The organism is Cupriavidus sp. GW821-FHT02F09, assembly GCF_059421605.1.
This window is the reverse complement of the sequence record NZ_JBWKVH010000015.1, coordinates 41,817-61,207: the sequence shown is the minus strand read 5'-3', so window position 1 is coordinate 61,207 and position 19,391 is coordinate 41,817. Positions and strand designations below refer to the sequence as shown.

The window sequence follows — 19,391 nt, the reverse complement described above, 5'->3', positions numbered from 1 at the left end:
AACGCAGAGAAAAACAAACGGGGTGTAGCTTAGCCTGGTAGAGCGCTACGTTCGGGACGTAGAGGCCGGAGGTTCGAATCCTCTCACCCCGACCAGTTTCACGGTCCCCGAGACCGTACAAGAAAGGCCGCACAGCAATGTGCGGCCTTTTTTCATTGGTGCGCCCGGCTCGCCAATCCTGATTCCCGTCCCTTCCCCATCCCCCCGCGCAAGTAGGGTTGCGCCCGTGTCGTGCAAACGGCAACACCCTGTCCGGTGCGCCTTTACAAAAAGTGACCCCGGCGGCAAACTGCCCCGATTCGGGGTCCTAGGCCGCTTGCGGCCAATCGTTTTTTGCCATGACACTTGGTCTAGCTCTTGCACAGAGCCGGCGTATCGCGCCGGCCCTGCTCGCCCAGCTTGAACAGTCGGCACGAGAAAAAAAGTCGCAGCTGATCGACGAGATCATCGCCAGCGGCACCATGACTGCACATGATGTGGCGATCTTCGCGGCTGATAAGTATCAGCTGCCGCTGATCGATCTGAATCAGTACAACCTCAACAAGGTGCCGCCGGCGCTGGCGGGCAATCGCGAGTTCCACGCGCACCGCCTGCTGCCACTGGGCCGGCGCGAGAACCGCCTGGTGCTGGCGTTGTCCGACCCGGGCAACCAGGCCGGGCTGGACGCCATCAAGCAGAAATACAACCTGCCGGTGGAACCCGTCGTGGTCGAGCACGACAAGCTGATGCAATACGTGCGCTCGGCTGCCGACGACAGCGGCGGCACGATCAAGTCGATCGGCCCGGGCCATGTCGAGCGCAAGATGATCGACTATGACCCGGTGGCGTCCGCTGGAGCGCTGCGCAACAAGACCGCGGCCGACATCGACGACGCGCCCGTGGTTCGCTTCCTGCACAAGCTGCTGACCGAAGCCTTCCATCGCGGCGCCTCCGATCTTCACTTCGAGCCGTTCGAGACCTTCTATCGCATCCGCTTCCGGGTGGATGGCGTGCTGCAGGAAGTGGCACGGCCGCCGGTGGACATCCGCGACAAGATCTCCACCCGGATCAAGGTGCTGTCGCGCCTGGACATCTCGGAAAAGCGCGTGCCGCAAGACGGCCGCATGAAGCTGCTGATCGCGCTGCCCAAGGAAAAGGGCGGCGACAAAGACGGCAAGGACGGCAAGGAGCCCAAGGAAACCGTGGAGAAGGCGATCGACTTCCGCGTCTCCACGCTGCCGACGCTGTTCGGCGAGAAGATCGTGATCCGGATCCTGGAGTCGTCGTCCGACAAGCTCGACATCGACCAGCTCGGCTACGAGCCGGCGCAAAAGGCGCTGTTGCTGGACGTGATCAAGCGCCCCTACGGCATGGTGCTGGTGACCGGCCCCACCGGCAGCGGCAAGACGGTGTCGCTGTACACCTTCCTGAACCGGCTGAACCAGGGCGACATCAATATTTCGACCGCCGAGGATCCGGCGGAAATCCAATTGCCGGGCATCAACCAGGTCAACGTCAACGAAAAAGCCGGTCTGACCTTCTCCGCCGCGCTGCGTTCCTTCCTGCGCCAGGATCCCGACATCATCATGGTCGGCGAAATCCGCGACCTGGAAACCGCCGATATCTCGATCAAGGCGGCACAGACTGGTCACCTGGTGTTCTCGACGCTGCATACCAACGACGCGCCGACCACGCTCACGCGCCTGATGAACATGGGTGTCGCGCCCTTCAATATCGCGTCGAGCGTGCTGATGATCACCGCGCAGCGGCTTGCGCGGCGGCTGTGCACCTGCAAGCGCCCCGGAGAGCTGGCGCGCGAGGTGCTGGCCGACGCCGGCTTCCAGGACGAGGACCTCGACGGCAGCTGGCAGCCTTACCACCCGGTCGGGTGCGAGCGCTGCAACGGCAGCGGCTACAAGGGCCGCTGCGGCATCTACCAGGTGATGCCGATCACCGAGCCGATGCAGCAGATCATCCTCGCGCATGGCACGGCACTGGAGATCGCCGAACAAGCGCGTAAAGATGGCGTGCTATCGTTGCGCGAAGCTGGCCTGGCCAAGGTGAAGCAGGGTCTCACCTCGCTCGAAGAAGTGCTGGCCACAACAAATATGTAAAACAACAAAAGATGTCATTAGGGGTCAATCATGGCGACACGCGCACCAGCCGCAGCCGCTCGCAAGGCGGCCGCGCCCAAGGGGAAACCAGGGCGTAAAGCGCCCACGCAGTACCTGTTCGAGTGGGAAGGCAAGGACCGCAAGGGCAAGGCGTTCTCGGGAGAGCTGCGCGCGCAGAGCCAGGCCGAGGTCAATGCCACGCTGCGAAAGCAGGGGCTGACGGTCGTCAAGCTGAAAAAGCGGCGGGCCGCGCGCGGGAAGAAGATTACCCAGAAGGACATCGCATACTTCACGCGCCAGCTCTCCACCATGCTCAAGGCGGGCATCCCGCTGCTGCAATCGATCGACATCATTGCGCGCGGGCATGCCAACCCCAACTTCACCCAGTTGCTGTCCGAGATCCGCTTTGACATCGAATCCGGCAGCAGCATGGCGCAGGCCTTCCGCCGCCATCCGCGCTACTTCGACACGCTCTACTGCAACCTGATCGATGCCGGCGAGCAGGGCGGTATCCTGGATGCCCTGCTGGAGCGCTTGTCGCTCTATATGGAAAAGACCATCGCGCTGAAGAGCCAGATCAAGTCGGCCATGATCTACCCGATCGCCGTGCTGACCGTGGCCTTCGCGGTGACGGTCATCCTGATGATCTTCGTGATCCCGGCGTTCAAGGGCGTGTTCTCCAGCTTCGGCGCCAACCTGCCGGCGCCGACCCTGGTCGTGATCGCCATGTCGGACTTCTTCGTCGACAATTGGTACCTGATCATCGGCGCGCCGATCATCGGCATCACGATGTATATACGCGGGCTAAAACGCTCGGAGAAGGTCCAGCGCGCCAGCGACCGCCTGCTGCTCAAGCTGCCGATCTTCGGCTCGCTGTTCCGCAAGGCGGTGATCGCCCGCTGGACCCGCACGCTTGCCACCATGTTCGCCGCCGGCACGCCGCTGGTAGAGTCGATGGAATCGGTCGCCGGCGCCGCCGGCAACTGGGTCTACTACGACGCCACCAAGGAAATCGAGCAATCGGTGCGCATCGGTACCAGCCTCACCAACGCCATGCAAGCCACCCATGTCTTCGACAGCATGGTGCTGCAGATGACGCAGATCGGCGAGGAGTCCGGCGCGCTGGACAATATGCTGCTGAAGGTGGCGGAGTTCTACGAGCGCGAGGTCGATGACGCTGTGGCCGCCATCTCCAGCCTGATCGAGCCGCTGATCATCGTGATCCTGGGCGTGCTGATTGGCGGCATGGTAGTGGCAATGTATCTTCCGATCTTCAAACTGGGACAGGTGGTGTAAGGCATGTGGCTGTTTTCCGCGGATGGCGCCAGTGGCGCGATTTCTTCACTGGCTGCCCCCGCGCAGACCATTGCAGAGCTGGCGGCGCTGCCGCCCTGGTTCCTGGTCGCCGCCGCCGCGCTGATCGGCTTGCTGGTCGGCAGCTTCCTCAACGTGGTGGTGCACCGCCTGCCGCGCATGATGGAGCATGACGAAGCCAATTACATCGCGTCGCTGCGCGACGACCCGATCCCCCACCCCGAGCCCTACAACCTGATGGTGCCGCGCTCGGCGTGCCCGCACTGCGGACACGCCATCGGCGCGCTAGAGAACATCCCGGTACTGAGCTACTTGTTCCTGCGCGGGCGCTGCTCATCGTGCGCCGCGCCCATCGGTGCGCGCTATCCGCTGGTGGAAGCGGGCACCGCGCTGCTCACCGCGCTGGCCGCCGCGCACTTTGGCCCGACCTGGCAGGCTCTCGCGGCCATCGCCCTGATCTGGGCCCTGATCGCCCTCACCCTGATCGACGCCGACACGCAGCTACTGCCCGACCAGATCACGCTGCCGCTGGTATGGCTGGGCCTGCTGCTCAATCTCGGCGGGCTGTTCGCGCCGCTGGCGGATGCCGTGATCGGCGCGGCCGCCGGCTACCTGCTGCTGTGGACGGTGTACTGGATCTTCAAGCTGGTGCGGGGCAAGGAAGGCATGGGCTATGGCGACTTCAAGCTGATGGGCGCGCTGGGCGCCTGGTTCGGCTGGCAGGCCCTGCCGGCGCTGGTGCTGCTCTCCTCCGTGGTGGGGCTGGTTTTCGCGCTTGCCAATATCGCGCTGCGCCGTCAGGATCGCGATACGCACTTCGCCTTCGGCCCTTATATCGCCGGAGCCGGGCTGCTTGTGCTGTTCTTTGGGCCCAATGTGCTGCCGCTGGGCATTGCGGGCTGAACGGGCGCCGGCCGCCGGTCGCCCTAAGGCTGCCTTTATCACACCCACAGCAAGCTTCGAGACCTACATGCTGCAAATCGGACTGACCGGAGGCATCGGTTCTGGCAAGACCCGCGTGGCGGACCTGTTCGCCGCGCGCGGTGCCGCTCTGATCGACACCGACCTGCTCGCGCACGAGATCACCGCGCCGGGCGGGCTGGCCATCCCTGCCCTGCTGGAAGCCTTTGGCCCCGCCTGCCTGCGCGCCGACGGCGCCATGGACCGCAATGCCATGCGCGAGCTGGTGTTCTCGGACCCCGCGGCCAAGGCCCGGCTGGAGGGCATCACCCACCCCCTGATCCGCCAGTTGACCGAGGCGCGCGCCGCCGCGATCCGCGCCTCCGGACTGCATCCCTACCTGATCTACGTGGTCCCGCTGCTGGTCGAGTCGGGCTCATGGCGCGCGCGGGTGGACCGGGTGCTGGTGGTGGATTGCAGCGAGGCCACGCAGGTTGCGCGGGTCATGGCACGCAACGGCTTTTCCCAGGGCCAGGTCGAGGCCATCATGGCCAGGCAGGCCAGGCGCAGCGAACGCCTGGCCGCCGCCGATGATGTGGTCGACAACGAGGGTCCGCCGCAAGCCCTGCCCGCCCAGGTGGATCGCCTGGACCAGTTGTACCGCACCCTGGCTGGCGCCTGGGCAGCCACGGGCTGAATGACTGGCCGCATCCGGCACCATCTTTGTGCAGTGCTGCATGCGGCACCCTAAGTCGGCTGTTTCATTGTCCTGTTTGGCGGTCTCGCATAGAATGCGCTGGAATCACGCGGGAAATGGCCGCATACTGCCAATATTGCGGGCCCAGGCCGATTGAAATCGCGCAGGCCCGGATACACCGGAAGCCTCGCCGCTCCGGCAATGCCGCCCGGGTCAGATTGCCCACCCGCCAACCCGCCCTGTTGCACGGATACACCCATTGATTCTGTACGAATATCCTTTTAACGAACGCATCAGGACTCTCCTGCGCCTGGAAGACCTGTTCGATCGGCTGGATTATTTTCTCGGTCAGGATCACGCCCTGCAGCATCACGTGGCGTTGACGACGCTGTTCGAGATTATCGACGTCGCCGGCCGCGCAGACCTGAAGACCGACCTGCTCAAGGAACTGGAACGCCAGCGCCAGGCGCTTGCCGCGCTGCGCGCCAATCCGCAGATCGACCAGGGCGCGCTGGATGGCGTCATCAGCGAGATCGAGCAGGCGATGACCCAGCTCAACCAGACGGTTGGCAAGGCCGGCCAGTTGCTGACCGATAACGAGTGGCTGACCAGCATCCGCAGCCGCGCCATCATCCCTGGCGGCACCTGCGAGTTCGACCTGCCGGCGTATTACGCCTGGCAGCACCGTCCGGCCGAAGAACGCCGCTCGGACATCCTCAAGTGGGCGCGCCCGCTGGTGGCGCTGCGCTTAGGCACCAACACCGTGTTGCGCCTGCTGCGCGAGTCCGGCCAGAGCGGCAAGGTCATCGCCACCGGCGGCAGCTACCAGCAGATGCTGTCCGGTCGCAGCTACCAGCTGATGCAGGTGCTGCTGGATGAATCGCTGCTGGCCTTCATCCCCGAGATGAGCGCCAACAAGTACATGCTGTGGGTCCGTTTCACGCAGCAGGATGGCGACTTGCGTCCCCGTTCGGTCGACGCCGACATCCCCTTCCTGCTCAAGCTCTGCAATTTCTGAAGCAATGACAACCGTAGTCAAATGCCCCACCTGCGGCACGGACGTGGCCTGGGTACCCGAGAGTAAATTCCGTCCCTTCTGCTCGAACCGCTGCAAGCAGATCGACCTGGGCGCGTGGGCGTCCGAGAAATACGTGATTGGCGGCAAACCCGGCGAGGAGCCCTCGCCGGACGAGCAAGACGAGGACTAAGCACCGCGCCACCGTTGCGGCCTCGACGGCCCTGACGACGGCCCCGACGGTTCAGGCGGTGCCGCTCTCGGCAGCCAGCCAGTCCACCACGGGGATCGTAGCGGGCAGCAAGGGGCCCACGTCCACCGGCGCCGATTGCCACGAGAAGGCCTGGCCCTCGCGGCCGACCAGTTCGCCCGTCCACACAGTGACCTTGCAGAAATGCAGGCGCACATAGGCATGCGGGTAATCATGCTCCAGCACGTGCCAGCGCACGCTGGCGCCGACCTCGATGCCGAGCTCCTCATGCAGCTCGCGCGCCAGTGCGTCTTCGACTGATTCGCCCGGTTCCAGCTTGCCGCCCGGGAACTCCCAGTAGCCTTCATAGGGCTTGCCCGCCGGCCGCTGGGCCAGCAGGAAGCGCCCGTCGGGCTGCACCAGCACGCCAACGGCAACCTCGGTCACCTTGCGCGCCGGCGCCGCTGCATCGGTCACCTGCGATGCCTCGCTCATGCCTTGCCGTCCTGCGCCGAGGCCATATAAGGCTTGCCATGCTTGCCGCCCCAGTCGCGGGCGAACTGCCAGGCCACCCGGCCCGAGCGCGAGCCGCGTTCCAGCGCCCACACCAGCGCATCGCCACGTGCAGCGGAGATGTCTTCGGCACTGCAGCCAAAGTGCCCGAGCCAGTGGCCGACGATGGCCAGGTACTCGTCCTGCTTGGGCGGGTAGAACGACAGCCACAGCCCGAAGCGCTCGGACAGCGAGATCTTTTCCTCCACCACTTCGCCGGGATGGATCTCGCCATCGTCGGTGTGCCGGTAGGTCTCGTTGTCCTTCATGTACTCGGGCAGCAGATGGCGGCGGTTGGAGGTGGCGTAGATCAGCACATTGTCCGACTGCGCGGCCACCGAGCCGTCCAGCGCCGACTTCAGCGACTTGTAGCCCGACTCGCCCTCTTCGAATGACAGGTCGTCGCAAAAGATGGCAAAACGCTCGGGACGCCCCGACAACTGCTCGACGATATCGCCGAGGTCGCCCAGGTCATCCTTGTCCACTTCCACCAGGCGCAGGCCATCCTTGACGAAGGCATTGAGGCAGGCCTTGATCAGCGAGGACTTGCCGGTGCCGCGCGCGCCCGTCAGCAACACGTTGTTGGCCGGCAGGCGCTGCACGAACTGGCGCGTATTGGCCACGATGGCATCCTTCTGCCGCTCGATGTTCTTCAGGTCGTCGAGATGGATCGGCGGCAGCTGGCGGATCGCCTGCAGGTAGCCGATGTTGCCGAACAGGCTCTGCCGCTTGCGCCAGCGGAAGGCGACGGCCTGCTCCCAGTCAGCGTCGGTCAGCTGAGGCGGCAGCCATTGTTCAAGGCGGGCGAGGAAACTATCGAGGCGGGCAGCAAGGTCTGACATGGCGGCTTGGTGGAAATGCGGATCGTTGGCAGGAGGGCGAGCGGCTGGCGTGCCGTGCCCGCGCTGGCGGGAGCGGCACGCACGCAACGCGTGCCTGGCTGGTGCTTACGAACGATAGTCCGCGTTGATCGAAACGTAGTCGTGCGACAGGTCGCAGGTCCAGACCGTGGCGGAGGCGTCGCCTCGGCCCAGCGCGATGCGCACGGTGATTTCGGCCTGCTTCATCACACGCTGGCCGTCTTCCTCACGATACTCGGGGTTGCGGCCACCGTCGCGCGCGACCAGGACGTCGTCCAGCCACAGATTGACGCGCTCCACGTCGAGATCGTCCACGCCGGCATAGCCCACCGCGGCCAGGATGCGGCCCAGGTTGGGGTCCGAGGCGTAGAAGGCGGTCTTGACCAGCGGCGAATGCGCCACCGCGTAGGCGATCAGGCGGCATTCGGCCACGTCCTTGCCGCCCTCGACCTGGATGGTCATCAGCTTGGTGGCGCCTTCGCCATCGCGCACGATCATCTGCGCCAGTTCCTGCGACAGGTCGGTCAGCGCGGCACGCAGCGCCTCGAAGTCCGCACCCTCGGCACGCTCGATGGCCGGCGCGCCGGCCTTGCCGCTGGCGATCAGCACGAAGGAGTCATTGGTCGACGTGTCGCCGTCGATGGTGATGCTGTTGAAGGAGTGATCCGCCGCGTACGACACCAGCGCCTGCAGCACATCCTGCGACACGGTGGCATCGGTGGCGACGAAGCCGAGCATGGTGGCCATATTGGGGCGGATCATGCCCGCGCCCTTGCTGATGCCGGACAGCGTCACAGTCTTGCCGCCGATCTGCACAGTGCGCGAGGCGGCCTTGGGCTGGGTGTCGGTGGTCATGATCGATTCCGCCGCGGCCAGCCAGTTGTCGGGCTTGGCATTGGCGATGGCAGCGGGCAGCGCGGCGGTGATGCGGTCCACCGGCAGCGGCTCGAGAATCACGCCGGTCGAGAACGGCAGCACTTGCTCGGGTGCAATGCCGAGCTGCGCGGCCAGCGCGTCACAGGTGGCGCGCGCATTGGCCAGGCCCGGCTCGCCCGTGCCGGCATTGGCGTTGCCGGTGTTGACCACGATCGCGCGGATGCCCTTGCCGGCGGCCAGGTGCTCGCGGCAGACCTGCACCGGCGCGGCGCAGAAGCGGTTGCGGGTGAACACGCCCGCCACGGTGCTGCCTTGGGCAACGCGCACCACCAGCACGTCCTTGCGGTTGGCCTTGCGGACACCCGCTTCGGCCCAGCCGAGCTCGACGCCGGCGACAGGTTTCAGGTTTTCTGCCAGCGGCAGGGGCAGGTTGACGGCCATGTGCGTTCCTCTATGCGTTCGACGTTGCTGGTTTTGCTCGTGCCAGGCGGCGGCGGTTTCTACTGAATGCACCGCCCCTGACGAACATGCCCGCTTGCGCGGGCATGTTTGCTGACTTCACGGTGCGCGGCTTAGCTGAGCTTGCCGTGGCACTGCTTGAACTTCTTGCCGGAGCCGCATGGGCAGGGATCGTTGCGCCCCACCTTGGCCATGCCCGCGGCTTCCGCCGCGGCGGCGTAGGCAATGCCAGCACGCTCGGGCGCGCTGCTGCCCACGCTCTCCGCGCCCTGCGTGGCCTCGTCGAACTCCTCGTGCTTGTACTGCACGTTGGCGAGGTGCGACAGGCCTTCTTCGATCTGCTCCGAGGCTTGCTCGAGCTCTTCCGGCGACTGGATCTGCACGTTGAAGATCACGCGGGTGACTTCCACCTTGATCACGTCCAGCAGGCGGGCGAACAGCTCGAACGACTCGCGCTTGTACTCCTGCTTGGGATCCTTCTGCGCATAGCCGCGCAGGTGGATGCCCTGGCGCAGGTGATCCAGCGCGGCCAGGTGCTCACGCCAGTGCGTGTCGATGCTTTGCAGCATCACCGAGCGCTCGAAGCCAGCAAACGATTCGCGGCCAACCTGCTTGACCTTGGCGTCGTAGCGCTCGTCGGCCGCGTGCATGATCTTGTCCAGCAGCACTTCGTCCTCGATGCTCTGGGCGGCCTCGATGGTCGCGGCCAGCGGCACGTCCAGGGACCATTCCTCGCGCAGCTTGGTCTCCAGGCCCTTGATGTCCCACTGCTCTTCCATGGTGTCGGCCGGCACGTGGTCGCGGAACATCTCGACCAGCACGCTCTGGCGCAGGTTCTTCACCATCTCGCCCACGTCTTGCGACTCGAGCACTTCGTTGCGCAGCTTGTAGATTTCCTTGCGCTGGTCGTTGGCCACGTCGTCGTACTGCAGCAGTTGCTTGCGGATATCGAAGTTGCGGCCTTCCACCTTGCGCTGGGCGGATTCGATCGAGCGCGTGACGATGCCCGCTTCGATCGGCTCGCCTTCCGGCATCTTCAGGCGTTCCATGATGGCGCGCACGCGGTCGCCGGCGAAGATGCGCAGCAACTGGTCGTCCAGCGACAGGTAAAAGCGGGACGAGCCCGGATCGCCCTGGCGGCCGGCACGGCCGCGCAGCTGGTTGTCGATACGGCGCGACTCATGGCGCTCGGTGCCCACGATATGCAGGCCGCCAGCGGCCTTGACCTGCTCGTGCAGCGACTGCCACTCGCCTTCCAGATGGGCGATGCGCGCGGCCTTGTCGGCGTCGGCGAGGCTTTCGTCGGCTTCGATGAAGCCAGCCTGCTTCTCCACGTTGCCGCCCAGCACGATGTCGGTACCACGGCCCGCCATGTTGGTGGCGATGGTGATCATCTTGGGGCGGCCCGCCTGCGCCACGATCTCGGCCTCGCGCTCGTGCTGCTTGGCGTTAAGCACCTGGTGCGGCAGCTTGGCCTTGTCGAGCAGGCCAGACAGGTATTCCGAGGTCTCGATCGAGGTGGTGCCCACCAGCACGGGCTGGCCGCGCTCGTAGCAGTCGCGGATATCGCGCACCACGGCGTCGTAGCGTTCGTTCGAGGTCTTGTAGATCTGGTCCTGGAAGTCCTTGCGCTGGGCGCCACGGTTGGTGGGGATGACCACCACTTCCAGGCCGTAGATCTCCTGGAATTCGTAGGCTTCCGTATCGGCCGTGCCGGTCATGCCGGACAGCTTCTCGTACATGCGGAAGTAGTTCTGGAAGGTGATCGTCGCCAGCGTCTGGTTTTCCTGCTGGATCGTCACGCCTTCCTTGGCTTCCACAGCCTGGTGCAGGCCGTCGGACCAGCGTCGCCCGGTCATCAGGCGGCCGGTGAACTCGTCGACGATGACGACTTCGTCGTTCTGCACCACATAGTGCTGGTCGCGATGGAACAAGCTCTGCGCGCGCAGCGCGGCGTAGAGGTGATGCATCAGCGTGATGTTCTGCGGCGCGTAGAGCGATTCGCCCTCGCCGATCAGGCCTTGCTGCATCAGTATCTCTTCTGCCTTCTCGTGGCCCGCCTCGGTCAGGTAGACCTGGTGGCCCTTTTCGTCGACGAAGTAGTCGCCCGGCTTCTCGACGCCGGTGCCGTCGGCCTTTTCCTCGCCGATCTGGCGCACCAGCAGCTTGGGCACGCCGTTCATGCGCTGGTACAGGTCGGTCTGGTTCTCCGCCTGGCCCGAGATGATCAGCGGCGTGCGCGCTTCGTCGATCAGGATCGAGTCCACCTCGTCGACGATGGCGTAGTTCAGCGGACGTTGCACGCGCTGGCCAGGGTCGTAGACCATGTTGTCGCGCAGGTAGTCGAAGCCGAACTCGTTGTTGGTGCCGTACGTGATGTCGGACGCATAGGCAGCGGCCTTCTGGTCGTGCGGCATCTGCGACAGGTTCACGCCGACCGACAGGCCGAGGAAGTTGTACAGGCGCCCCATCCACTCGGCGTCACGCTGGGCCAGGTAGTCGTTGACCGTGACAACGTGCACACCGCGGCCGGTAATGGCATTGAGATACACCGGCAGCGTCGCGGTAAGGGTCTTGCCCTCGCCGGTGCGCATTTCAGCGATCTTGTTGTCATTGAGCACCATGCCGCCGATCAGCTGGACGTCAAAGTGGCGCATCTTCATGATCCGCTTGCTGGCCTCGCGGCACACCGCGAAGGCCTCGGGCAGCAACGCCTCGAGCGACTCTCCGGCGGCGTGGCGCTGCCGGAAAATCTCGGTCATGCCACGCAGGTCGTCATCCGAAAGTGCCTCGAACTTCGGTTCCAGCGCATTGATCTGCGCGACGGTCCTGCCATATTGTTTGATCAGCCGTTCATTACGGCTGCCGAAGACTTTCTTGAGAAGGCCCGTGATCATCGATTGCTTTCACCTACGCGAGTGGTACGCCGCCGTGGTACGCACTAGGGCGGCCTAGCCGCCGGCTTGGCCGGCTGCCCAGGGCGGACCGCGCGAGGAAATAGGAAGATTGGCGCAAAACGCCGAGTTTATCATGCGCGCGGGTCACGACCGGAACCAAGCGGCAGGTGAAACGCTGTGCAAACCACACCGCGCGTCCCCCGCCACTTGACGGCCCGGACACAACCCGCGCATCCAATCCTTCCGACATCGGGGCGACGCCCCGGTTCTTCAACGGATGAGATTGCGATCCGTGGGGTCCGGCGCCTGGGCGACCTGGGCTGGCGCAGGCTTGGCGACGGCCAGGAAGCGATTCGGGTTTTGCGGCACACCGTCCACGTGCACCTCGAAATGCAGGTGCGCGCCGGTGGAGCGCCCGGTGGAGCCCACCAGGGCGATCTGCTGGCCAGGCTTGACGAGGTCGCCGGCCTTCACCTGCAGCCTGGACGCGTGCGCATAGCGGGTCTTGAGGCCGTTGCCGTGGTCGATGTCGATCAGGTTGCCATATTCTGGATGCCATTCCGCCGCGACCACCACGCCGCCGGCCGCCGCCACGATCGGGGTACCCGTGGGTGCCGAAAAATCCACGCCATCGTGTGGGGTGCGGCGCCCGGTGAAGGGGTCGAAGCGCCAGCCAAAGCCGGATGCATCGTAGCCGCTCGCCACCGGCAGCACGCGCGGGACACGGCGGCTCTCGCTCTGGCGGTCCAGCAGGGTGCTCGCCACCGCGTCAAAATAGTCCGCGTGCTGCTCAGCCTGGTCCGACAGGCGTGCCAGCGCAAGCTGCAGCTCCGGCAGGCTCGAGGTGCGCGACTGCGCGGATGCGGCCAGGCCGCCACGCCCGGGCGGCCGCTGGAAGTTGAATTCCTTGGGTGCGATGCCGGCAAGCCCCGAGACCCGCTCGCCAAGCGCGTCCAGCCGCACCATCCGGGCCTGGATCTCGCCCACGCGGGTCGCGAGCACATTGAGGTTGGCCCGCAGGTAAGCGTCGTCGCCCGGTGCCCGGGCCGGCGCCGCGATGCCCGAGCGGGCCACAACCCAGGTCAGGGCCGACGACACCAGCGCAACGACGAGGCACAGCAACGCGATGCCGGCAAAGACCTTGCCCCGCGACAGGGTGAAATGGCGAACACGCGGTAGGCGTGGGTGAAGCACGATGATCTGCATGGCGCAACTCCTTCTCATGCCTGGCCGGCGCAGCCCGGGCAGCCGCGACGCATAAGCCGCCGCACTGACGCGAACGGCACGCTAGAATGCGCGCATGCGCATGTTTACCCATTACGCCCTCCAGACGCCCGCCGCCAAGCCGCTTAACGACTGGCTGGACAAGGCTGGCCCGGTCTCGGCCCTGATGCAGACGGCACGGGAACTGGCGGTACTGGAGGCTGAGGTGCTATCGCTCCTGCCACGCGGACTGCAGGATGGCATCGCTGTAGCCGGCGTCAAGCAAGACGCCCGCGGCGTCGGGCAAGGCCAGTCGGAGCGAACTTTGCTGTTGCTTGCCGCCCATGGGGCCGCAGCGGCACGAGTCCGACAAGTGGTTCCTACACTACTTTCCAGGCTGCAACAGCGGGGATCGCAGATTACCGCAATCCGGGTGAGGGTACAACCGGAGGTCGGGCGGCAGAGCGATTGGGACACCGGGCCGGTGGTGAAGCCCAAGGTGGCGCGGATGTCGGCGACCGGCTTGTCCAGCCTGACCCAGCTGGCCCAGGAACTGCCCGAGTCGCCGTTGCGCGACGCGCTGAATACGCTGTTGTCCCACCATCGGTGAAGGTGAAGGCGTCGGCAGGCGCTGATACCGGAAGCGCAAGCCTGTTCGACGCCCAAATGTAAAAAAAGCCGGCCTGGTGGCCGGCTTTCACATAGGACCGTGCAGCGGCCCTGGATTCCCTTCCCGCGCTACGCGAACGCCGGCGCCAACTGCGGCAGGAAAGCTGGCGGCGCATCCTCGACGCGCTCGAACGTCACCATCTCGTAGGCTTCCTGATCGGCCAGCAACGCGCGCAACAGCTGGTTGTTCAGGCCGTGCCCGGACTTGTTGGCGATATACGCGCCAATCAGCGGATGTCCGACCACGTACAGGTCGCCAATCGCATCCAGGATCTTGTGGCGCACGAACTCGTCGCCGTAGCGCAGCTCTTCGTTGTTCAGCATGCGGTGCTCGTCGAGCACGATCGCGTTGTCCAGGCTGCCGCCGCGCGCCAGGCCCATCTCGCGCAGGGCTTCCACTTCATGGGCAAAGCCGAAGGTGCGGGCGCGGGCGATTTCGCGCACATAGCTGGTGTCGGCGAAATCGATGGCGAAGGTCTGGCCGGTCTTGTCCACTGCGGGATGGCGGAAATCGATGGTGAACGCCAGCTTGAAGCCAAAGAAGGGCTCCAGCCGCGCCAGCTTGTCGCCTTCACGCACTTCCACGGCTTTCTTCACGCGGATGAAACGCTTGGGCGCCGATTGCTGCTCGATCTCGGCCGACTGCAGCAGGAAGACGAACGACGCAGCACTGCCGTCCATGATGGGGATTTCTTCGGCGTCGACATCCACATACAGGTTGTCGATGCCAAGGCCCGCGCAGGCGGACATCAAATGCTCCACGGTCGACACGCGCGCGCCGTCCTTCTGCAGGACCGACGCCAGGCGCGTGTCGCCAATGGCTGACGCGCTCGCGACGATTTCGACCGCTTCGGGCAGGTCGACGCGGGTGAATACGATGCCGGTATCCACCGGGGCCGGGCGCAGCGTCAGCGTCACTTTACGGCCCGAGTGCAAGCCAATGCCAACGGTCTTGACCAGGGATTTGATGGTGCGCTGTTTTAGCATGACAGTCTCAGCTATTATTAAAATCTATCAAGTACACTTTCCAATATAGCGATTTTACCATTGCTTCGTTTGCTGCGCTGCGTCACTTTGTTTCGGTGTGTTAGCAAGAGGAAATAAATCACCATAAGTGCGCAAAACGTCATTTTAATGACGTGTGCTGACACACTCTCGTATTACGCGCGCAACGCAGCCAGCACGGCTTCGGCGCTGCTGACCTTGAACTCGCCGGGCGCTTCAAGCCACAGATGGGACACCACGCCATCGTCAAGCACCATGGCATAGCGCTTGGAGCGCACGCCCATGCCGCGCGCGGTCAGGTCTTGCTCCAGGCCCAGCCGGCGGGTCCATTCGGCACTGCCGTCGGCCATCATGCGCACGCGCCCGCCGGTCTGCTGCTCGCGGCCCCAGGCGCCCATGACAAAGGCGTCGTTGACCGATACACACCAGATCTCGTCCACGCCGGCTGCGCGCAGCGCGTCTGCCTGCGCGACAAAGCCCGGCACATGCTTGGCGGAGCAGGTCGGCGTAAAGGCACCGGGCAGGCCGAACACCACGATCTTGCGGCCACGCGCGAGTTCCAACGCCGAGAAGGAATTGGGCCCAAGGGCGCAGCCGCCGGTTTCGACCTCGAAGAACTCATTCAGCGTGGCGTCTGGCACACGCGCTCCAATAGCGATCATGTTGTGTCTTCCTGTCTCGGTAAAAACCCTGTTTAGCATCATAGTGCGCCCGCCGCGGGCGCCCAAGGCGGTTCACCGCCCGTTACTTCGTCGGAATCATCCGACAAGGCGGTACCCAGGCTCTTGCACAGGGAGCATCGGGCGGCTCGTGCCATGCGGCGCACGATGCTTACATCACTTCAAGGCGGCTTTTCATGCTGCGGGCCACACTGTTCTTGAAATAAATCCGCGCGCCGATCTTGCGATCGACGCGCGGACGACGGCACATCCCGGCCGGGAGGGGCGGGAGACCAGTCCGGGGAGGCGGCCGGAGGCACGCCTGTCCCGGCGACGGGATGCAGCCTGAGCGTCAGCGAAAGGGCAGCCGGGCTGGTTGCCGCTCAGTCCGAAACCACCGGGCGGAACACGAGCGTAGGGAGCGCTTGCGTGCTTCGCTGGTCCGGGGTCGCGGCCTGATGGCAACCGGCCCCGCCGGCACCTTGCCGAGCCAACTCAGTCCGCCTGCTTGCGCAGGAAGGCCGGGATGTCGTACGTATCCACACCCTTTTCCTGCAGCGCAGCCACGTGGGCAGACGCAGACTCGCGCGAGCTGCGCCATACCGCCGGCGTGTCCAGATTGCTGTAGTCCGGCGCGCTGCTGTGGCTTACGCCCACATTGCTGGTCATGTTGCCCATCATCTGCACCGGCATGTTGTCGGTACCGGTCTTGAGCAGGGTCATCGGCTGTTGCTTCTTGGCCGAACGGCCCAGGCCCGTCGCCACCACCGTCACGCGCAGTGCATCGCCCATGGCGTCGTCGTACACCGTGCCGAAGATCACGGTGGCATCTTCCGCGGCGTAGCTGCGGATGGTGTTCATGACTTCCTTGGTTTCCGACAGCTTGAGCGAGCGGCTGGCCGTGATGTTGACCAGCACGCCGCGTGCGCCCGACAGGTCGACGCCTTCCAGCAGCGGGCTGGCGACAGCCTGCTCGGCAGCCAGGCGGGCGCGGTCAACGCCCGACACGGTGGCCGTGCCCATCATGGCTTTGCCCTGCTCGCCCATGACCGTCTTCACGTCTTCGAAGTCGACGTTCACCAGGCCATCGACATTGATGATCTCGGCAATGCCGGCAACCGCGTTGTGCAGCACGTCGTCGGCGCACTGGAAGCACTTGTCCATCTCGGCGTCATCGCCCATCACTTCGAACAGCTTTTCGTTGAGCACAACGATCAGCGAATCGACGCAGGACTCCAGCTCGCCCGAGCCAGCTTCCGCCACCTTGGCGCGGCGCGCGCCTTCGAACTCGAAGGGCTTGCTGACCACGCCCACGGTCAGGATGCCCATTTCCTTTGCAACCTGGGCCACGACCGGGGCAGCGCCGGTACCGGTCCCGCCGCCCATGCCGGCAGTGATGAAGACCATGTGCGCACCACGCAGCGAGTCGGCAATCTGCTCGCGCGCCTGATCTGCGCAGTTGCGGCCGACCTCCGGCTTGGCACCGGCCCCCAGGCCGGTGTTGCCGAGCTGCAGCACGCGCGACGCGCTGGAGCGCTTGAGCGCCTGCGCATCGGTGTTCATGCAGATAAATTCGACGCCTTGCACGCCACGGCTGATCATGTGCTGCACAGCGTTACCGCCCGCGCCGCCCACGCCGATCACCTTGATGATGGTGCCGTCCTGCAATTCCGTTTCGATCATGTCAAAGTCCATCACTGCCTCCAAGAAGAATCAGCCGCCAAACGCTGCAGCCTCCCCGCCGCAACCCTTGGTTACTGAACAAGAAACCATCAAAAAACTGCGTGTTCAACGGCCTGCCCGCCATTCGGTGGACAGGCCAGCCATTCAAACCAGTGCAATCCAGTCGCCTGCAACGTTCAGAAGTTGCCGACGAACCATTCCTTCATGCGGGTCCACACCTGCTTGACCGAGCCGCTCTGCACCGCTACCTTGCGCCCGCGCATGCGCTGCACGCGGCCTTCGAGCAGTAGTCCCATTACGGTCGAATAGCGCGGACTCTTTACTACTTCGTGCAAATTTCCGCGATATTCCGGCACGCCGACCCGAACCGGCTTGAGGAAGATGTCCTCGCCCAGTTCCACCATGCCCGGCATCATCGCGGTGCCGCCGGTGATCACGACCCCCGACGACAGCAATTCCTCATAGCCCGACTCGCGCACCACCTGGTGCACCAGCGAGTACAACTCCTCGATACGCGGCTCGATCACGGCCGCCAGCGCCTGGCGCGAAAGCGAACGCGTGCCACGGTCGCCAACGCCAGGGACCTCGATCATGTCTTCCGGGTCGGCGATGGCCTGCTTGGCGATGCCGTACTGGATCTTGACGTCCTCGGCATCGGGCGTGGGCGTGCGCAGCGCCATGGCGATGTCGTTGGTGATCTGGTCGCCGGCGATGGGGATCACGGCCGTATGCCGGATCGCGCCTTCGCTGAAGATGGCGATATCGGTGGTGCCGCCACCGATGTCGACCAGCACCACGCCGAGTTCCTTCTCGTCCTCGGTCAGCACCGCCAGGCTGGAAGCCAGCGGCTGCAGGATCAGGTCGTGTACCTCCAGGCCGCAGCGGCGCACGCACTTGACGATGTTCTGCGCCGCGCTGACCGCGCCGGTGACGATATGCACCTTCACTTCCAGGCGGATGCCGCTCATGCCAATCGGCTCGCGCACGTCTTCCTGGCCGTCGATGATGAATTCCTGCGTGAGGATGTGCAGGATCTGCTGGTCGGTCGGGATATTGACCGCCTTGGCGGTCTCGATCACCCGGGCCACATCGGTCTGGGTGACCTCCTTGTCCTTGATCGCCACCATGCCGCTAGAATTGAAGCTGCGGATATGGCTGCCGGCGATGCCGGTAAACACCTCGGAGATCTTGCAGTCGGCCATCAGCTCAGCCTCCTCCAGCGCACGCTGGATGGACTGCACGGTGGCCTCGATATTGACCACGACCCCTTTCTTCAGACCCTTGGACTCTGACTGGCCCATCCCGATCACTTCGTAGCTGCCGTCGGGGCGCAACTCCGCCACCACCGCAGCCACTTTGGAAGTGCCGATATCGAGACCGACCAGTAGGTCCTTGTATTCCTTGCTCATCGGTTTTTCTCCGCGTTCTTACTCTTGAGTCGCGTCGGATTGTTGTTCGGATTGGTGCTTGCGTTCGTGTTCGCGCTGGTGCTCGTGCTGGAACCGGCTGCTCTCGCCTTGGCCGCCGCCGCTGCCTGGGCATCGGTCAGGAAGCGCACGTTAGCCGCGCGAATCGCGAACCCGTTGGGGTATCGCAGGTCCGCATACTCGATCTGCTTGCCCCACTGCTCCGTGACCTGGGGCCAGGCCACCACGAAGCGCTTGACGCGCTGGTCCATGGCGTCGCGCTCCTCGTCGTTCTGTTCACGGCCAAGCTCCACCACCATGCCGTTGGAGAGCTTGGCGCGCCAGGCGTAGCGGGACGACAGCGTGACCGCCAGCGGCTCCACCTTCAGCGGCTTGAACCACTCGCGCATGACTTCGAGCTTGTCCACCACGTCGCCCTCGCTGTCCGGCGGGCCATCGAGTGCGAGCAACTGGGCATCTTCCTCGGCTTCGGCCGGATTGGCGACGAAAACTTCACCATAAGTGTTGATCAGGCGGCCACTGTCGGCATTGCCCCACGTACCGAGCGCTTCGTGCTCCTCGACCTCGACCGCCAGCCCGTTGGGCCATTCGCGCCGCACGCTGGCACGGCGCACCCAGGGCACCGACTCGAAGATCTGGCGCGCCTCGTTCAGGTCGAGCGTGAAAAAGCTCCCCGACAGCTTGCCCAGCGCGTTGGCGCGCACGCTCGGCGCATTGACATGGCGCAGGGTGCCGCCTTCCATCGACAGCAGCTCGACGTGGGTAATGGCAAACACCGGCCGCTGCGCCAGCCATAGCAAGCCGGCCGCGAACGCCATCATCGCCACCAGCGCGTAGAGCGTGGAGGCGATCAGGTTAAGCAGGCGAGTGTTGTGCCACATGGCGTTGGGTT

General features: G+C 64.8%; 17 protein-coding genes and 1 tRNA gene. 8 read left to right on the top strand and 10 right to left on the bottom strand.

What is annotated here, in order from left to right:
• The first annotated feature begins 18 nt into the window (after positions 1–18).
• The 7 genes from AC07XB_RS18485 to AC07XB_RS18455 all read left to right on the top strand — a co-directional run bounded on the left by AC07XB_RS18485 (position 19) and on the right by AC07XB_RS18455 (position 6,212).
• Positions 19–95: transfer RNA gene (locus tag AC07XB_RS18485), tRNA-Pro, on the top strand.
• Positions 96–338: 243 nt separating this feature from the next.
• Positions 339–2,093, top strand: coding sequence for a type IV-A pilus assembly ATPase PilB (gene pilB / locus AC07XB_RS18480; RefSeq protein WP_492829102.1), 1,755 nt, complete (start codon positions 339–341; stop codon positions 2,091–2,093).
• A gap of 30 nt (positions 2,094–2,123) precedes the next feature.
• Entirely contained in the window at positions 2,124–3,389 is a 1,266-nt protein-coding gene (locus tag AC07XB_RS18475) for a type II secretion system F family protein (protein WP_492376805.1), read from the top strand.
• Between the two features lie 3 nt (positions 3,390–3,392).
• Complete coding sequence (locus AC07XB_RS18470) at positions 3,393–4,310, top strand: prepilin peptidase (RefSeq protein WP_492376804.1); 918 nt, start codon at positions 3,393–3,395, stop codon at positions 4,308–4,310.
• A gap of 67 nt (positions 4,311–4,377) precedes the next feature.
• Complete coding sequence (coaE, locus tag AC07XB_RS18465) at positions 4,378–5,004, top strand: dephospho-CoA kinase (protein ID WP_492376803.1); 627 nt, start codon at positions 4,378–4,380, stop codon at positions 5,002–5,004.
• Positions 5,005–5,263: 259 nt separating this feature from the next.
• On the top strand, positions 5,264–6,022 hold the full coding sequence (gene zapD / locus AC07XB_RS18460) for a cell division protein ZapD (RefSeq protein WP_492374434.1): 759 nt from the start codon (positions 5,264–5,266) through the stop codon (positions 6,020–6,022).
• A gap of 4 nt (positions 6,023–6,026) precedes the next feature.
• The gene (locus AC07XB_RS18455) at positions 6,027–6,212 is read left to right on the top strand and encodes a DNA gyrase inhibitor YacG (RefSeq protein WP_043349767.1); all 186 of its coding nucleotides are present in this window, start codon (positions 6,027–6,029) and stop codon (positions 6,210–6,212) included.
• A 51-nt stretch (positions 6,213–6,263) separates the two neighbouring features.
• Here the strand turns inward: AC07XB_RS18455 and AC07XB_RS18450 are convergent, their stop codons facing one another.
• From AC07XB_RS18450 to AC07XB_RS18430, 5 genes are all read right to left on the bottom strand, one after another.
• Entirely contained in the window at positions 6,264–6,704 is a 441-nt protein-coding gene (locus tag AC07XB_RS18450; protein ID WP_492808076.1) for an NUDIX domain-containing protein, read from the bottom strand.
• Positions 6,701–7,603, bottom strand: a complete 903-nt coding sequence (locus AC07XB_RS18445) for an ATP-binding protein (RefSeq protein WP_492374436.1) — start codon at positions 7,601–7,603, stop codon at positions 6,701–6,703. Before AC07XB_RS18445 ends, AC07XB_RS18450 begins: the two co-directional genes overlap by 4 nt.
• Positions 7,604–7,708: 105 nt before the next feature.
• Complete coding sequence (gene argJ, locus AC07XB_RS18440) at positions 7,709–8,938, bottom strand: bifunctional glutamate N-acetyltransferase/amino-acid acetyltransferase ArgJ (protein ID WP_492374437.1); 1,230 nt, start codon at positions 8,936–8,938, stop codon at positions 7,709–7,711.
• A gap of 131 nt (positions 8,939–9,069) precedes the next feature.
• The gene (gene secA / locus AC07XB_RS18435) at positions 9,070–11,853 is read right to left on the bottom strand and encodes a preprotein translocase subunit SecA (RefSeq protein ID WP_492374438.1); all 2,784 of its coding nucleotides are present in this window, start codon (positions 11,851–11,853) and stop codon (positions 9,070–9,072) included.
• A 270-nt stretch (positions 11,854–12,123) separates the two neighbouring features.
• A complete protein-coding gene (locus tag AC07XB_RS18430) occupies positions 12,124–13,059 on the bottom strand; it encodes a M23 family metallopeptidase (RefSeq protein ID WP_492374439.1) in 936 nt (311 codons plus the stop codon).
• Positions 13,060–13,153: 94 nt separating this feature from the next.
• Between AC07XB_RS18430 and AC07XB_RS18425 the strand changes: the two genes are divergently transcribed.
• Positions 13,154–13,666: a hypothetical protein gene (locus AC07XB_RS18425; RefSeq protein WP_492374440.1), complete on the top strand. Its 513-nt coding sequence runs from the start codon at positions 13,154–13,156 to the stop codon at positions 13,664–13,666.
• A gap of 128 nt (positions 13,667–13,794) precedes the next feature.
• Here AC07XB_RS18425 and lpxC read toward each other — a convergent pair whose 3' ends face one another.
• From lpxC to AC07XB_RS18400, 5 genes are all read right to left on the bottom strand, one after another.
• A complete protein-coding gene (lpxC, locus tag AC07XB_RS18420) occupies positions 13,795–14,712 on the bottom strand; it encodes a UDP-3-O-acyl-N-acetylglucosamine deacetylase (RefSeq protein ID WP_150986813.1) in 918 nt (305 codons plus the stop codon).
• Positions 14,713–14,885: 173 nt separating this feature from the next.
• On the bottom strand, positions 14,886–15,392 hold the full coding sequence (locus AC07XB_RS18415) for a peroxiredoxin (protein WP_492374441.1): 507 nt from the start codon (positions 15,390–15,392) through the stop codon (positions 14,886–14,888).
• Positions 15,393–15,884: 492 nt separating this feature from the next.
• Positions 15,885–17,084: a cell division protein FtsZ gene (ftsZ, locus tag AC07XB_RS18410; protein WP_006162527.1), complete on the bottom strand. Its 1,200-nt coding sequence runs from the start codon at positions 17,082–17,084 to the stop codon at positions 15,885–15,887.
• Positions 17,085–17,248: 164 nt separating this feature from the next.
• Positions 17,249–18,481 carry a cell division protein FtsA gene (gene ftsA / locus AC07XB_RS18405; protein WP_035875601.1) on the bottom strand — a complete coding sequence of 411 codons (1,233 nt, stop codon included), beginning with the start codon at positions 18,479–18,481 and terminating at the stop codon, positions 17,249–17,251.
• A complete protein-coding gene (locus tag AC07XB_RS18400; RefSeq protein WP_492374442.1) occupies positions 18,478–19,380 on the bottom strand; it encodes a cell division protein FtsQ/DivIB in 903 nt (300 codons plus the stop codon). The genes ftsA and AC07XB_RS18400 overlap by 4 nt, the downstream gene beginning before the upstream one ends.
• Between the last annotated feature and the right edge of the window lie 11 nt (positions 19,381–19,391).

Excerpts from the sequence above, each read along its gene's own strand:
- AC07XB_RS18475 (WP_492376805.1), top strand. The coding sequence starts at position 2,124 with ATGGCGACACGCGCACCAGCCGCAGCCGCTCGCAAGGCGGCCGCGCCC.
- AC07XB_RS18445 (WP_492374436.1), bottom strand. The coding sequence starts at position 7,603 with ATGTCAGACCTTGCTGCCCGCCTCGATAGTTTCCTCGCCCGCCTTGAA.
- argJ (WP_492374437.1), bottom strand. The coding sequence starts at position 8,938 with ATGGCCGTCAACCTGCCCCTGCCGCTGGCAGAAAACCTGAAACCTGTC.
- lpxC (WP_150986813.1), bottom strand. The coding sequence starts at position 14,712 with ATGCTAAAACAGCGCACCATCAAATCCCTGGTCAAGACCGTTGGCATT.
- AC07XB_RS18470 (WP_492376804.1), top strand. The coding sequence starts at position 3,393 with ATGTGGCTGTTTTCCGCGGATGGCGCCAGTGGCGCGATTTCTTCACTG.
- coaE (WP_492376803.1), top strand. The coding sequence starts at position 4,378 with ATGCTGCAAATCGGACTGACCGGAGGCATCGGTTCTGGCAAGACCCGC.
- pilB (WP_492829102.1), top strand. The coding sequence starts at position 339 with ATGACACTTGGTCTAGCTCTTGCACAGAGCCGGCGTATCGCGCCGGCC.
- AC07XB_RS18425 (WP_492374440.1), top strand. The coding sequence starts at position 13,154 with ATGCGCATGTTTACCCATTACGCCCTCCAGACGCCCGCCGCCAAGCCG.
- ftsZ (WP_006162527.1), bottom strand. The coding sequence starts at position 17,084 with ATGGACTTTGACATGATCGAAACGGAATTGCAGGACGGCACCATCATC.
- AC07XB_RS18415 (WP_492374441.1), bottom strand. The coding sequence starts at position 15,392 with ATGATCGCTATTGGAGCGCGTGTGCCAGACGCCACGCTGAATGAGTTC.
- secA (WP_492374438.1), bottom strand. The coding sequence starts at position 11,853 with ATGATCACGGGCCTTCTCAAGAAAGTCTTCGGCAGCCGTAATGAACGG.
- AC07XB_RS18450 (WP_492808076.1), bottom strand. The coding sequence starts at position 6,704 with ATGAGCGAGGCATCGCAGGTGACCGATGCAGCGGCGCCGGCGCGCAAG.
- AC07XB_RS18430 (WP_492374439.1), bottom strand. The coding sequence starts at position 13,059 with ATGCAGATCATCGTGCTTCACCCACGCCTACCGCGTGTTCGCCATTTC.
- AC07XB_RS18400 (WP_492374442.1), bottom strand. The coding sequence starts at position 19,380 with ATGTGGCACAACACTCGCCTGCTTAACCTGATCGCCTCCACGCTCTAC.
- AC07XB_RS18455 (WP_043349767.1), top strand. The coding sequence starts at position 6,027 with ATGACAACCGTAGTCAAATGCCCCACCTGCGGCACGGACGTGGCCTGG.
- ftsA (WP_035875601.1), bottom strand. The coding sequence starts at position 18,481 with ATGAGCAAGGAATACAAGGACCTACTGGTCGGTCTCGATATCGGCACT.